Source organism: Xanthobacter flavus (assembly GCF_017875275.1).
Lineage (GTDB): Bacteria > Pseudomonadota > Alphaproteobacteria > Rhizobiales > Xanthobacteraceae > Xanthobacter > Xanthobacter flavus_A.
The window spans coordinates 2,079,586-2,092,969 of the sequence record NZ_JAGGML010000001.1; the positions used below are offsets into that span (position 1 = coordinate 2,079,586).

A 13,384-nucleotide genomic window follows, 5' to 3' on the forward strand; every position below is an offset into this window, starting at 1 on the left:
AGGATTATTGCCAGTTTGGATCACTGCCAAAAACGACGCTCGGCATCGTCGTTCAGAAGGTCGAGCATTTCCTTCAGGCGCTCGTGAATACTGTCGAGTTCCCAGAGACGCTTGCCGTGGTTCTTGCGGAACAGCTGCCATGCCGCCTGCTCCGGATCGAAGATCATCAGAGCGATATCGACCACCCCGCCCTCGGGATCGATGTTGCGCGAGCAGCACGCGCTCTCGATCCGGTAGCCGCCGTCGGTGGCGATGACGCGGGGCGTCACATAGCGATAGCGCTTGCGCGCCTTGATGGCACGCTCGATGCGCTTCCTGTCGAGATCGTTCGGATGAGCGGGCAGCCTCATCGTCCTCTCTCTCGCGGCTGTGACGTCGGGGGCCGAGGCCCCCGCGCCGAAGGTTCAGAGGGGCTGAATTTCTTCCTCTAGGCAGCCGACCACCAAGCGCTCGTTGAACTCGATGATGTAGACGGGCGTGTTGGTGTCGGTGTGCTGGCCCACCTGCACGATCTCGCCGACGGTGCCGACGCCGACGAGCAGGCCCTCCTGCGGCATGTCGGGATAGGACCCGTCATTGTAGAGATCGATGAGGGTCTTCACCTTCATGCCCCAATCATACTTGGGCAGGCGCGGTTCGAGCATCATTTCGGCAAGGCTCCGGAGACTGGGGGTAAGGGAATGTCCTCTTCTTCGCGCGGGATGGCGCTTTCGAGCTCCTTACGCTTCATTCCCACGCGATTACCGCTTTCCGTGAATTCGACACCGTAGATATAGAATTGCTGGAGAAATGTTCCGATGGATACGACGTATCCAATTTCCCCTTTTTTCGCGAGGATCTCGCCAATTTCTTTTCCGGCATAGGTTCCGTCGTTACGGATGACCCGCTTTGCCTTGACTTTTTCACCAAAATTGAAGTATGGAGGCTCCGAAACCTCCACCACATCACTGTCACGGACGATGTTGCTCATAGCGGCATCTCCCTCAAGAGCTGCCCGCCCGCCTCGATGCGGGAGCGGGCGACCTCGCGCACGAAGTCGTCTTCGTCATTCAGGAACGGTGCGAGCTGGGAGGACGCCACCCGGCCCGCCACCTCGTAGCGCACCCGCCAGTCCGCATCAGCGGCGAGCGCCGGCAAGAGGTCGGGGGCCAGACGCTGCGCCACTTCCAGCCGGACGGCGGCGCTGCGGTCACCCGCCATGCACATGAGCCATTCGGCCGGCAGCCGCTGGGCCACCACCTTGCGCACTTCCGGCTCGGGATCGTCCACGAGGCGGGAGAGCAGCGGCGGCGCGATACGGCGGGCCACCACGAGCCGCACGTAGTAATCCTCGTCGGCGAGCATGTGCGCGAGTTCGGCATCCTCCAGCAGCGACACGATGCGGATGCGCACCTCGCGATGGGGATCGTTGCGCAGCGGCAGGATAAGACGCTTGGGCAGCCGGCGCGCCGCATTCCAGCGCACGGTCTCCTCGGGGTCGTTGAGGAGCGGCTTCAGGAAGAACACGTCGGCGTGCTTCGCCGCGATGGCGCGGACCTCGAAATGCTCATGGCGCACATAGGAATTGGCGAGGGCAGGATTCCAGTTGAAGAAGCGGTCGATGCGCCGGGCGTAGCGGTCGTTCACGCAGGCGCGCCGCAGCTGGCACTTGCCGGCCGGGAGGAGGTCCGACGCATGCGCGCAGCTCGAGCAATCAACGTCTTCACCGAGCCAGGTCTTGGCATCCTCGATGTCGTCGTCAGTCTTCATCGTCCTGCCCCGCTCTGTTCAGCACGTCGAGCAAGAGCTTCGCGCCGATCTTGTCGGACGGATCCAGCTCGAGCAGCTTCATCACCGCGGCGCGCCCCTCGTCGAGATTGCCGAGGCGCATGTTGAGATAGGCGTAACCCTTGAGCGTGAACAGGAAGAAGCGCGGCATCAGGCGGTCGTAGCGGGAAAACTCCGCATCCTCCGCCCGCACCTCCCGCCAGTCGGCCGGGAGGTTGGTCTCCCGCTGTGCCTTGGCGAGACATTCCCGCGCCACCCCAAGGCACTCCCGAAGGCGGCCCTTGTAGAAGTAGAAGCGGTAGAGGCCGATGAGCACCGCCGCATGGCCGGGCGCGATGGCCTCCGCCTGGCGCAGATGCGCTTCCGCCACCTCGTCCTGCTGGTAGGAGAGCCCGGCTTCCCACAAATGGGACCGCGCCTCCTCCGGCAACCCTCCGCCCATCACCGCGCTCGCAAGGAGCGCCTCGGGAGTCAGGACATCGGGCTCGCCGGTGAGCTGCGAGGAACCCTCGATCCCGTCCATTCCCTGTCCTCATTTTGTCCTTGAGCCGAAGCCGGCCGAAGCCGGACCCGGAACGCCCGGAGCGGCGCAAGGCCGCTCCGGGAAAACAGTCTCCCGCGCCCTCAGTGGGCGTGGGACGAGCAGGTCGTCGCCTTGGGATCGTTGAAGACGAGCCCGGTCTTGGCGGCCGTGTCGGTGAAGTCGATGGTCACGCCATCGAGCAGCAGGCGGCTTTCGGCCGGCAGGAACAGCTTCACCCCGTCCTTTTCCACCACCACATCGCCGGGCTGCGGTTCGGGCAGCACGGAGATGTCGGCGTTGAGGCCGGAGCATCCGCCAGGAGTCACATGCATGCGGAAACCGGCGGTGGGGCCGCCGTCCGCCATGATCATCATGCGCATGAAGCGGGCGGCGGAACGGGTCATGGTGAAGTTCATCGCGCTGATCCTCAGGCGGTGGGCTGGTAGCGGGGATATGCGTTGTCGATCACGCAGGTATCGTCCACGGGGCAGACCGCCGCGCACTGCGGCACGTCGAAATGGCCGATGCACTCAGTGCACTTCTTCGGATCGATCACGAACGTCCCGTTCTTCTCCGAAATGGCCACGTTGGGGCATTCCGGCTCGCAGGCCGAGCAGCTCGTGCATTGCGACGCGACGATTTTGAGGGTCATGGCGATGCTCCTTGTCTTCGCCGATCAGGCCGCGTTGATGAGCGCGCCCTGCCGGATCTCGGCGTCGCCGCGCGCGGTGTGCTCGATCTCGCCGGTCTTCACCTTGTTCAGGTATTCCTTGAACCAGGTGATCGCGGACTTCTCGATGAACTCGTGGGCGAAAGTATCCACGGGCTCGATGCCGGCCTTGATGAGGTCCGCCTTCGGGCAGCCGCCGATCTTCGCCACGAACACCGCATGGCAGTCGTTGATGGCGCGGATGATGGTCTCGAGGCTGTCCTCCTCGCCGTAGCCGCCCTGGCAGTACAGGTCGACGCGGCGATGGCCGACGAACTTGGCGCCCGCCGTGGAGAGTTCCCACACCTGGAACTCCTTGGCGTGGCCGAAGTGCTCGTTGATGAGGCCCGAGCCCTTGGTCGCGACGGCGGTGAGCAGCTTGATGTCGCTCTGCTCGCCGGCGAGCGCCTCCAGCTCCTCCTGCTTCGCCGCCACCTTGGCGACGCGCTCTTCCTCGACGAGGGCCTGGTAGGCCTTGCGGCTGTCGAGGTCGTAATTGACCTCCATGGCCATGATCTTGTCGGTGGTGAACTCGGCGGAGCGGTCCTCGCCGAGGAGGCCCACGGCGTCGGCGCGGCACTGGCGGCAGTGACGCATCATGTTCATCTCGCCCTCGCACTCGTCCTGGAGCGCCTTCAGCTCCTGGGCGGTCGGGCCGCGCTGGCCGTTGAGGCCGAACACGGTGCCGTGCTCGGGCGCGGAGATGAGCGGCATGATGTTGTGCAGGAAGGCGCCGCGCGACTTCACCGCGCGGTTCACTTCCACGAGGTGCTTGTCGTTGATGCCCGGGATCATCACCGAGTTCACCTTGCACAGGATGCCGCGCTCGGTGAGCATTTCGAGGCCGAGCATCTGCCGGTCGGTGAGGAGCTTGGCCGCCTCATAGCCGGTGTAGCGCTTGTGCTTCCAGAACACCCAGGGATAGATCTTCGCGCCGACCTCGGGGTCCACCATGTTGATGGTGATCGTAACGTGGTCCACGTTGAAGCCGGCGATGGTGTCCACGTGGTCCGGCAGGGCAAGGCCGTTGGTGGACAGGCAGAGCTTGATGTCCGGCGCGGTGCGGGCGATCAGCTCGAAGGTCTTGAAGGTCTTCTCGGGGTTGGCGAGCGGGTCGCCGGGGCCGGCGATGCCGAGCACGGTCATCTGCGGAATGGTGGAGGCCACCGCCAGCACCTTCTTCGCAGCCTGCTCGGGCGTCAGCTTCTCGGAGACCACGCCGGGGCGGCTCTCGTTGGCGCAGTCATACTTGCGATTGCAGTAGTTGCACTGGATGTTGCACGCCGGGGCAACGGCAACATGCATACGCGCATAGTGATGGTGGGCTTCTTCACTGTAGCAGGGATGGTTCTTCACCTTCTCCCAGATCTCGGTGGGCAGGTCACCCTGACCGGCCGACGAACCGCAGCTCGCCTTGCCCGAACCACCCGAGGTGCCGCAGCCCTGGTGCTCGGCCTTGGCCTGCATGACCTCGGCCAGCTTCTCGTCCATTCCCACGGCGTCCGTTCCAATGGCGTTCAAGCCAACCGCGTTTTCTTGCTGTGTCGACGCGTGCATCTATCTGCTCCTCGCTTGCAGCAGGATCCCGATAAATCCTTGACTCAAGGAAGAGCAACAGCCGTGCCAGCCTCCGACACTTCATATAACGCATAAAATTCAATGGCTTGCCGATGTCGTTGAGGCTGTCGGCTTGCCAACATCTCGCCGCGACACGACGGACATGTTGGAAAAGTTACATGGTTCGACCAAGAATTCCTGCCTGAACGGCCGCGCTCCTGATCGAGATCAATGCGCGCCACGAAGTTCTTGAGCGGACGCAGAAAACGCCGAGGGGAGCATGTCCGGTGGCGGACATGCTCCCCTCGTGACTGACCCGGATCGCCGCCGGCGTCAGGCTGACATGATGACGTCGAGCGCCTTCGGCAGCGGCATGGCGATGGGCGTGATGGCGTGGCCCAGCAGGAAGCGCAGCTCGTTCTTCGTGAGCGTCGCCTCGTCCACGATGGCAAAGTGCGGCGCGCGGGAGCGCTTGGCGATCTGCCGTGCGTAGGTGCGCAGCATCTGGTCGTGGAAGCGACAGCCGAGGAACAGGAAGCTGCGCTCGGTGCGGCGGTTCTTCACCACGTCCGGGATGGGGGTCTGGATGTCGATCTCGGTGAGAACCTCGACATAGTCCGCGTCGGAGATCAGCCAGTTCTTCGCCGGGGTCGCACTGCCGTGCGGCTTGTAGAGCACGGTCTTCCATCCCTCGGCGGTGGCGCGGTCGCTCTCGGTGCCGGCGGGATCGTAGAAGCGATACCAGCGGTCCTCGCCGATGCCGGCGCGGGTGATGCCCTGCGCCTCACCCCAGTCCGAGCGGCCGGCAAGGGCCGCACGCATCGAGCCGTCGTACCAGGTGTCCACGATCAGCGCGAGGGGCAGTCCCGCGAGGAAGGTCTGGAACGGCAGCGGCGCCACCTGAGGCCCGAACGCGTCCGCCATGAGGGCGGAGACGGTGTTGCGGTGCTTCATGCTCTCGATGTGCTGGGCGGCGGCCCAGCAATTGCCCTTGGCGCGCTTGGGCAGGGCCACCTTGGTGCCGAAGAAGACCGAGAGGTCTTCCGGCGTCATCGGGATGGCGGGCGATCCGAGGGCGACGAGGCCGGGCCCGAGATAGGGCACGACCTTGTCCGCGCGCAGTTCCGCCGCCACGTCCTTCAGGACGGCCTCGGCGTCGGCGAGCTTCAGCGTCTCGACATTGGCGACGGAAATGTTCATCTCAGTTCACTCCTCCTCGCCACGCTTCTTCGCGTTGACGGTGATGGGCAGTGTGGTTCCCTCGGCCATCTCGGGCAGGTCCAGCACCCAGCCGTTGGCGATCTTGATCCAACCACCCCACAAGGTTTCGTGCTCGAACTCCACGATCGGCTCTTCCAGGTCCTTCTTGGGGACATATATGGACAGTCCGATTTCGGGGGAACGGCGAATCATGACTTTCATTTATTGATTCCTTGCTCGGGCTTTACTCGCCGCTGTGACCCGGCAGGACCGAAGGCCCGAACGGGGACGCTGGTGATGCACGCCGGGCGCGGGGCCGCACGGAGCACGAAAGGGTTTGGCGCCGCGCGCCGGGCGTAAGCGCGGCCAAGGTCAGACATGATCGGCGAGGGCGGACGCACCGCCTGTGGCCGCCGCCCAGGCCGGCGACATGGCGCGCAGGCGGGCCACGATGTCGGGCAGGACCTCCAGCACGCGGTCCACGTCCTCGGCCGTGTTCTCGCGCGACAGGGACAGGCGCAGCGCCCCATGTAGCGCGCTCGCCGGCAGGTTCATGGCGCGCAGCACATGGGAGGGCTCGGTGGAGCCCGACGTGCAGGCCGAGCCGGTGGAGGCCGCGACGCCGGCCTTGTTGAGATTGTGCAGCACCGCCTCGCCGTCGAGATATTCGAACGCGACATTGGCGGTGTTGGGCAGGCGGTTGTCGCCGTCACCGTTGAGGAGGGTGTGGCTGACCTGCTGCAGGATGCCCTGCTCCAGCCGGTCGCGCAGCGCCCTCACGCGGGTGCGCTCCTCCTCCATATGGCCGAGGGCGAGGTCGGCCGCAGCGCCAAGGCCGATGATGCCGGGCACGTTCTCGGTGCCGCCCCGCCGCCCGCGCTCCTGGTGTCCGCCGCGCACCAGCGGGCGGAACTTCACGCCCTTGCGCACATAGAGCGCGCCGATACCCTTGGGGCCGTGCAACTTGTGTCCGGAGAGCGACAGCATGTCGATCTCGGTGGACTTGAGATCAATCGCAACCTTGCCCACCGCCTGCACCGCATCCGTGTGGAACAGGGCGCCCACAGCATGAGCCTCCCGCGCGAGGTCCGCGACCGGGAACAGCGTGCCCGTCTCGTTGTTCGCCCACATCACCGACACCAGCGCCGTCTTCGGCGACAGCGCCGCTGCAAAAGCGTCGAGGTCGAGCCGGCCCTGGCCGTCCACGCCGATGAGGTGAGCTTTGATGCCGCGCGTCTTCTCGAGATGCGCGACAAGAGTGAGCACCGCCGGGTGCTCTACCGTGGTGGTCACGATCTCGTCCCGCCCCTCCTGCGTCTCCAGCGCGGAGAGGACGGCGGCGTTGTCGGATTCCGTCCCGCCGGAGGTGTAGACGATCTCGTGGTCGAACTGGGCGCCGAGGAGGGCCTGCAACTGCTTGCGGGCCTTTTTCAGCGCCTCGCCCACATGCTCACCGAACGCATGGGTGGACGAGGCATTGCCGAAATGCTCCGAGAAGAACGGTAGCATCGCCGCGACGACGGCGGGGTCGGTGCGCGTCGTCGCGTTGTTGTCGAGATAGACCGGGCGCACGGCGCTCACCCCTCGGTTCGGCTGCGGCGTCTTGCTGTGTGGGCAGCCGTCAGCGGATGGGAGACGGCGTCGCCGGGGCGGGAACCGCCGGAGCCGCTGCGGCAGGCTTCGGCGCGGCCGGCTTGGGCGCTGCGGAGAGCGCTGGGGTGGGGCCTTTCAGGCTCACCAGCGGCTTGTTCTGCGCGCCGGCGACCGGGATCAGCCGGATCAACTCGCCGAGCCGCTCCACGATCTTGGACTGGATGCCCTCGATGGTCTCGCTGGCCAGTTTGCAGAACACGCAGGCGCCGGTCATCTTCACCATGACCTTGGTGCCGTCGATCTCCACCAGCTCGCAATCTCCGCCGTCGCGGATGAGGTTGGGGCGGATCTCCTCGATCACCTCGCGGATGATCGCCTCGCGGCGGGCTTCACGGCTCAGCGGGGCGGGCGCTTCGGTCTCGGCCAACATCGCAATATCCTCTGTGTGTTCTCTGTTCCACCGCCCGGCAGGGGACGGCGCGCGGATGGCGGTCAGCCGAAGGACTAGCCGAAGGACTTGCCGCAGGAGCAGCTGGAGGTGGCGTTCGGATTTTCGAAGGTGAAGCCCGAACCCTCCAGGGCCACCACGAAATCGATGGTGGTGCCGGCGAGCAGTTCGTGGCTCTTGTTGTCGACGAAGACGCGCACGCCCTCGCGCTCCACAACGGTGTCGTCGGGCTCGGCGTCGCTGACGAGGCCCATCTTGTACTGGTAGCCCGCGCAGCCGCCGGTCTCGACCATGATGCGCAGGCCGCTGATGGGCTGGTCGGCATCATGGATCGCGTCGCGGACCGCATGAAGCGCGCTGTCGGTCAAATTGATCATTGCTCGACCTTCGCTTGAGAGACTGGTCTGGCAAGACATCAGCAATCCTCATGCCAGACAGCAACGAACTGATTTCTTTCGATTTTCGGGATCGAAGCTGTTGCCTTTGCGACGCGTGTCCGGTTTCGGACACGCCACCGGCGGCCGCGCCGGTCGGCGACGCCCCCGGGCGCGATGGCGCCGACAGGCGAGCCCCGCGACCCGCCGATCCCATCCCCACTCCCGTGCGCCCGCGCCTTTGCTGGCTTCGCGCGGCATGGCGGAAGCCAGCAAGGGCGCGCGGTGAAGAGCGGAGAGGGGCGGCAAACGGCGAATTGTCGCGACGGCGCGCTTTCGGCGCGGGCGTGGCGCAAAGCGGCAAAGGCCTTGCATGAAGCGCAGCGCCTGCCCCTGCGCGGGCGGCCCGCCGAACCGCATTCGGCGGAGGGCGGCACTCTCTCCCGGACGATCCCGTCCGCAGTGAGCGCGGCTCGCGCCCGTGTTGAACCAAGACCCGTCTGAACAGTCGTGAGCTGAACCGGAGACCTTTTTGATGACCGCGATCGAGAACACCCCCCTGGGCCGGCTGGATAAAGAGGGGCGACTCCTGAATGCCGTGCTCAAGCAGCCCACCAAGCCGGGCCGCTTCGATTTCCGTGGCGACATTGCGCTGAAGTTCCAGCAGCAGGTGGCCGACGAGAAGCGCCCGCCGGAATACACCATGGAGCAGGTGCTGACCTTCGCCGAGGAAGGCAAGTCCACCATCCCGGTGATGGCCGGCTACCTGCAGAATTTCGCTTTCCTCTCCGACGTGGTGGACGTGCTCGGCGACGCGCTGGCACCCGACGGAAAGTATTTCCTCTTCTGCAACAATATCGACCTGCTGGCGAAGTACCGCGTCACCCACAACGGCAAGACCTTCTACGTCCTGCCCTGCGACGAGAGCACCGTGTGGAAGGAGATGACCGACCTTCTTTCCATCGACAAGAACGACATCAAGAAGATGGACACCGGCGGCAAGACCGATGTGGTGCTGGACGCCGCCGCGGCGTGGCACGAAGACTACGAGATCATCTCATATGAAAAGGGCGTGTCCCTCATGGAGCCGGTGAAGAACCGCAACGAAAACCGCCCGGTCTGAGCGGGCCTGTCCCCGCGCGCCGCCTGCCGTAGGGGGCAGGACGCGCGGGACGGTTCCGGCAGCGGATTGCGACGACTGAGGACGAAAGAAAATGGCCGGGCAGAACCCGGCCATTTTTATCTCGATCCGAGGCGCCGTTCAGACGCCGCCGCCCTCGTCCGAACAGGAGGTGATTTCGTCCTCATCGTCGTCATCGACCTCCTCGGCCAGCGTCACGCCGGTCACGCAGATGTCGTTGTCGAGCACGGTGAGCGCGACCGGGATGAGGCTTTTGCCCTTGCACGGCCCTTCGAGGCACACGCCGGTGCCGAGCTCGAACAGGGCGCCGTGCTTTCCGCACATCAGGCGGATGCCGTTCGGGTCGAGGAACTGGTTGCGCTCCCAGTCCAGCTGCACCTGGTCGTGCGGGCAGCGGTTGATATAGCCGAACACCTGCCGGCCCCAGCGCACCACGACGATCTTGAACGGCTGTTCGGTACCGTCCTCCGCCACCTGCATCAGTTCGAAACCCCGCGCCCTCTGGCTGGGGATGTCGCTCATGGAGCAGATGACGTAGGCGACGGTGGCCGCGTCGTTCGGGATGGCATCCTGGGGGGCCTCGTTGTCGATGACGGTCGGTTCCATCTGATCCTCGTTCACGATGCGCGCGTCAGGACCGGGCCGCTGGCGGCACCGGGGGGAAGGGGGGTGCCGGCTTCGGCCTTGGCGAGCAGGCGACGGTTGGCGGCGAGGCAGAAGTCGCGCCAGGCGGCGGCGACGTCGCGCAGGATGGTCTGCACATAGTCGCGCGAGAGGTGATGCTCGCCGGGAAAGTTGGAAAGTGCACAGGACGTGCGGTTGAACGCGACAACATCATCCAGCAGCGTCTGGATGAAATCGCGGAACGGCAGTTGCACGTCGCTCATCAGCGCAGAGCGGCCCTTCTCCACCGGCACGTCGGTCATGTCGAAGGGCAGGGTCTCGATCAGATCGGCCGCGCGCTCGTAGATGTCTTCTATGGCCCCCAGCATGGCCCGCTGGGTAAGCTGTTCGCGATCCTGGCTGGCGAGCGCGCGGTTGAGGCGGATGCGATAGGCCTCGAATGCCGCATCGTTCTGGCCGGCCACCCAATTGGCGAACCGCGCGATGCTGGCGCCATTCACCGGCAAGCCCTCGGGAATGGCGATCCCCGTCTCCTCCGCCCGCGCGCGGGACAGGGCGCGGTCAATGCGGCGCGCGGCCTCCAGCGCACCCTCGAGATAGCCGGCGCCCTGCGTCGCCGTCTCCGAACCGCCGAGATGCAGCCGCCCGTCCCACAGTGGCCGCCGCAGCAGGGGATTGGAGAAGGCGACATGCTCGCCGCGCGGCTCCGCCTTGTCGCGAGCCGAACAGGTGAAGGCTTCCGACGCCCAGTCCTGATAGAGCTGCTCGCCGCCGTCCGCAGCCGAGCCGAACACCTGCGCCATCTGGCTGTCCATCAACATGGTCAGGCCATCGGCGAAGGCTTCGCGCAGGTCGGGAGGGAAACTCAGGAAGCCGCCCAGCGCCGCCTTCGCGCCGGTGACGTCGCAGGCGTCGAAAATCTCGCCCACCACCGCCTGCTCATGAGTAACGAAGGCGTTGCCCGACTGGCCCGCGAGCCGCCAGAAGGCTGAGGGATAGGCCATCACCACCTTCGCCTGCTGGGCCATCCAGGTGGGCGCGGCACCCATCGCGTCGAAGGTGGCGTGGTCAAGCTCGGGAATGAAGCGCACCGTCTCGGCGACGAGGCGGGGCGGCAGGGCCAGCACCGCATGGCGGGCCTCGACGATGATGAAGGCGTCGTCCACGCGGAAGGTGAGGACCACGTGGTCGCCCTTGTCCTCCACACTGTGGAGCACGTGGTTGAGGCGCAGGCGCTCCTCGCCGATCCCTTCGGCCAGGACCGATACCAGGCGGGCCATGCCGCCGGCCACGCGCTGCGCGCCGCCGTGAACCTCCTGGGTGAAGGCCTGCGGCTGCTTGTCGGCTTCGGTCAGGTGCAGCACGGTGCCTTCGTCATGCTGTGAAAAGGCTACGAGGCCGAGTTCGGCGACGAAGGCGGCGATCAGTGGCTGGGTCTCGGGCCAGAACCAGGTGGGGCCGAGATCGAACGCCGCGCCATTGCTGGCGGCCACGGCCGACAGGATGCGTCCGCCGAGCCGCGGGCGCGCCTCGAATACAGTGAAGCTGCGGCCCTGCATCTTGAACTGCCGCGCCAGCGCGAGGCCGCAGAGCCCTCCGCCGATGATCGCCGTATCCAGCATGGAACAGTCCTCGCGAATCTTGCTGATTGGAGCCCTTGCAAGATTCGCGCACAGTTCCGGGAAATATGGCCTTGCGGGCATTTCCAACGCCCTGCGGCGGCGGGCGCGGACGGCTTTGGCCCTCGCCCTGTGGGATCGCACACCTCGCCAGCGTCGCATTTCCCGCGTGGTGCGACGGATTTCCGACATGGCGCCCACATTTACCTCCGGCCAATCGGCCGTCTTCCGGCCTGTCCACGGCCGCAAACCCGCGTCGGCGCGAGATTTTTGACCCTTTTGCGAGACGAGCCGAAGTCATCGCGCCCACCCGCCGGCGGGCTGGCACGAAACTTGATCCCGTTGAGGGACAGTTCGTTTGACCGTTTCTGCCCCCGGAGATTGGAAATGCTCGTCGCGTCCGAATTCGCGTCGTCCTCGCTCGACGACATCAAGGCAGCCCTCGCGGGCGGCACCCTCACCTTCTATTCCGTCGCCCGGCCGGTGAGCGCCGATCATGCGGTGGACCGCAGCGGCAAGCTTGCCGCATTCACCTTTGCGACCCCGGCTTTCAGCACGCCCTCCGAGGACGGCTCGGAAGTGCCGAGTTTCGTCGAAGCAGCCGTGAAGGCGTCTGAAGTCGGCACGCCCGGCTTCGCCCGCGCGCTGACCGCCGACGGCAAGACCGTCGCCGACTTCTCTGTCGGTCCCGGCGCGCGCGAGATCAAGCTTGCGGAAGTCTCCTGCTCGCCGGGCGCCCCGGTGAAGGTGGTGAAGTTCACCGTCAATCCGGAAGGCGGCTGGCCGGAGCGTCCCGACTATTACGACGCCCATCCGCGCCCCGGCTTCAGCCTGCCCAAGGTGCGCTGAGCCATCTGATTTCGTCCCGGGGCCCCGTGCCCCGGGACGTGACTGCCCCGGGACGCGCTGCCCGGACGTGAATGCCGACCAGAGACCATTCCACAGCCACAGGAGAGCCTTGCGTCATGTCCACCGTTCTTCCCGGACCGCTGGTGAGCACCCAATGGCTGGCGGACCATCTGTCGGCACCGGACGTGAAGATTCTGGACTGCACCTGGCTGCATGAAAGCTCCAACATGGACGGGCGCACGCAGTATCGCGGCCGCCATCTGCCGGGCTCGGTGCATTTCGATATCGACGCCGTGGCGGACAAGTCCAGCCCCCTCCCCCACATGCTGCCGCCGGCGGCGGAGTTCGCCAAGAAAGTAGGCCTGCTTGGCATCGGCGATGGCGACAAGGTGATCGTCTACGACCGCATGTGCGGCGGCGCGGCGGCCGCGCGCGTTTGGTGGATGTTCCGCACCTTCGGCTATCACGACGTGGCCATGCTCGACGGCGGCTACGGCAAGTGGGTGAAGGAGAAGCTCCCGTCCGACATGTCTCCGGTGCGGCCGGAGCCCAAGACCTTCACCGCCGTGCTCGACCCCACGCTGGTACGTTCGCTGGACCAGATGCTGGCCAACGTCGCCTCCGGCACCGAACAGGTGATCGACGCGCGCGGGCCGGCGAAATTCACCGGGAGCCAGGACGATGTCTTCCCGGCGAAGAAGAAGGGCCACATCCCCGGCGCCATCAACCTGCCGTGGGGCGATCTCATCGTCGAGGAGAGCGGCGAGCTGGTTCAGCCCGACGCCATCAGAGCGCGCCTCGCTGCCGCCGGCGTCGATCTGGAAAAGCCCATCGTCGTCACCTGTGCCTCCGGCACCATTGCCTGCGTGGTCATGCTCGCCCTCTACCTCCTCGGCAAGACGGACGTCGCGCTCTACGACGGCTCGTGGGCCGAATGGGGCCTGAAGGACGAGACGCCCAGCGCGGCGGCGGCCTGAGGG

18 protein-coding genes are annotated in these 13,384 nt (G+C 65.9%); 3 read left to right on the top strand and 15 right to left on the bottom strand.

Annotated features, from left to right (window positions below):
• Positions 1-20: 20 nt before the first annotated feature.
• The 13 genes from J2126_RS09990 to J2126_RS10050 all read right to left on the bottom strand — a co-directional run bounded on the left by J2126_RS09990 (position 21) and on the right by J2126_RS10050 (position 8,174).
• Positions 21-350 carry a hypothetical protein gene (locus J2126_RS09990; protein ID WP_209486326.1) on the bottom strand — a complete coding sequence of 110 codons (330 nt, stop codon included), beginning with the start codon at positions 348-350 and terminating at the stop codon, positions 21-23.
• A 54-nt stretch (positions 351-404) separates the two neighbouring features.
• Positions 405-644: a nitrogen fixation protein NifZ gene (locus tag J2126_RS09995; protein ID WP_209490018.1), complete on the bottom strand. Its 240-nt coding sequence runs from the start codon at positions 642-644 to the stop codon at positions 405-407.
• Positions 644-970, bottom strand: a complete 327-nt coding sequence (locus J2126_RS10000; protein WP_209486328.1) for a nitrogen fixation protein NifZ — start codon at positions 968-970, stop codon at positions 644-646. Before J2126_RS10000 ends, J2126_RS09995 begins: the two co-directional genes overlap by 1 nt.
• The gene (locus tag J2126_RS10005; protein WP_209486330.1) at positions 967-1,749 is read right to left on the bottom strand and encodes a 4Fe4S-binding leucine-rich repeat protein; all 783 of its coding nucleotides are present in this window, start codon (positions 1,747-1,749) and stop codon (positions 967-969) included. Before J2126_RS10005 ends, J2126_RS10000 begins: the two co-directional genes overlap by 4 nt.
• Positions 1,739-2,290 carry a hypothetical protein gene (locus J2126_RS10010; protein ID WP_209486331.1) on the bottom strand — a complete coding sequence of 184 codons (552 nt, stop codon included), beginning with the start codon at positions 2,288-2,290 and terminating at the stop codon, positions 1,739-1,741. The genes J2126_RS10005 and J2126_RS10010 overlap by 11 nt, the downstream gene beginning before the upstream one ends.
• Before the next feature lie 101 nt (positions 2,291-2,391).
• Positions 2,392-2,706 carry a HesB/IscA family protein gene (locus tag J2126_RS10015; protein WP_024281049.1) on the bottom strand — a complete coding sequence of 105 codons (315 nt, stop codon included), beginning with the start codon at positions 2,704-2,706 and terminating at the stop codon, positions 2,392-2,394.
• An 11-nt stretch (positions 2,707-2,717) separates the two neighbouring features.
• Positions 2,718-2,942, bottom strand: coding sequence for a 4Fe-4S binding protein (locus J2126_RS10020; protein ID WP_011995790.1), 225 nt, complete (start codon positions 2,940-2,942; stop codon positions 2,718-2,720).
• A gap of 24 nt (positions 2,943-2,966) precedes the next feature.
• Entirely contained in the window at positions 2,967-4,556 is a 1,590-nt protein-coding gene (nifB, locus tag J2126_RS10025) for a nitrogenase cofactor biosynthesis protein NifB (protein WP_394031400.1), read from the bottom strand.
• Between the two features lie 333 nt (positions 4,557-4,889).
• Complete coding sequence (locus J2126_RS10030; protein ID WP_209486347.1) at positions 4,890-5,756, bottom strand: SIR2 family NAD-dependent protein deacylase; 867 nt, start codon at positions 5,754-5,756, stop codon at positions 4,890-4,892.
• Positions 5,757-5,762: 6 nt separating this feature from the next.
• A complete protein-coding gene (gene nifT, locus J2126_RS10035) occupies positions 5,763-5,978 on the bottom strand; it encodes a putative nitrogen fixation protein NifT (protein ID WP_209486349.1) in 216 nt (71 codons plus the stop codon).
• Positions 5,979-6,128: 150 nt separating this feature from the next.
• The gene (gene nifS, locus J2126_RS10040; protein ID WP_209490020.1) at positions 6,129-7,328 is read right to left on the bottom strand and encodes a cysteine desulfurase NifS; all 1,200 of its coding nucleotides are present in this window, start codon (positions 7,326-7,328) and stop codon (positions 6,129-6,131) included.
• A 49-nt stretch (positions 7,329-7,377) separates the two neighbouring features.
• On the bottom strand, positions 7,378-7,779 hold the full coding sequence (locus J2126_RS10045) for a NifU family protein (protein WP_209486356.1): 402 nt from the start codon (positions 7,777-7,779) through the stop codon (positions 7,378-7,380).
• 74 nt (positions 7,780-7,853) lie between these two features.
• On the bottom strand, positions 7,854-8,174 hold the full coding sequence (locus tag J2126_RS10050; protein ID WP_209486358.1) for a HesB/IscA family protein: 321 nt from the start codon (positions 8,172-8,174) through the stop codon (positions 7,854-7,856).
• Positions 8,175-8,706: 532 nt separating this feature from the next.
• Between J2126_RS10050 and J2126_RS10055 the strand changes: the two genes are divergently transcribed.
• Positions 8,707-9,294: a hypothetical protein gene (locus J2126_RS10055; RefSeq protein ID WP_209486360.1), complete on the top strand. Its 588-nt coding sequence runs from the start codon at positions 8,707-8,709 to the stop codon at positions 9,292-9,294.
• 138 nt (positions 9,295-9,432) lie between these two features.
• On the opposite strand, the gene J2126_RS10060 is transcribed toward J2126_RS10055, so the two are convergent.
• Both J2126_RS10060 and J2126_RS10065 read right to left on the bottom strand, forming a co-directional pair.
• Positions 9,433-9,918, bottom strand: a complete 486-nt coding sequence (locus tag J2126_RS10060; RefSeq protein ID WP_209486362.1) for a Rieske (2Fe-2S) protein — start codon at positions 9,916-9,918, stop codon at positions 9,433-9,435.
• Positions 9,919-9,929: 11 nt separating this feature from the next.
• On the bottom strand, positions 9,930-11,558 hold the full coding sequence (locus J2126_RS10065) for a flavin monoamine oxidase family protein (RefSeq protein WP_209486364.1): 1,629 nt from the start codon (positions 11,556-11,558) through the stop codon (positions 9,930-9,932).
• A 384-nt stretch (positions 11,559-11,942) separates the two neighbouring features.
• Between J2126_RS10065 and J2126_RS10070 the strand changes: the two genes are divergently transcribed.
• Together J2126_RS10070 and sseA are read left to right on the top strand one after the other, a co-directional pair.
• On the top strand, positions 11,943-12,404 hold the full coding sequence (locus J2126_RS10070; protein ID WP_209486366.1) for a hypothetical protein: 462 nt from the start codon (positions 11,943-11,945) through the stop codon (positions 12,402-12,404).
• Positions 12,405-12,520: 116 nt separating this feature from the next.
• Positions 12,521-13,381 carry a 3-mercaptopyruvate sulfurtransferase gene (sseA, locus tag J2126_RS10075; protein WP_209486368.1) on the top strand — a complete coding sequence of 287 codons (861 nt, stop codon included), beginning with the start codon at positions 12,521-12,523 and terminating at the stop codon, positions 13,379-13,381.
• The last annotated feature ends 3 nt before the right edge of the window (positions 13,382-13,384 follow it).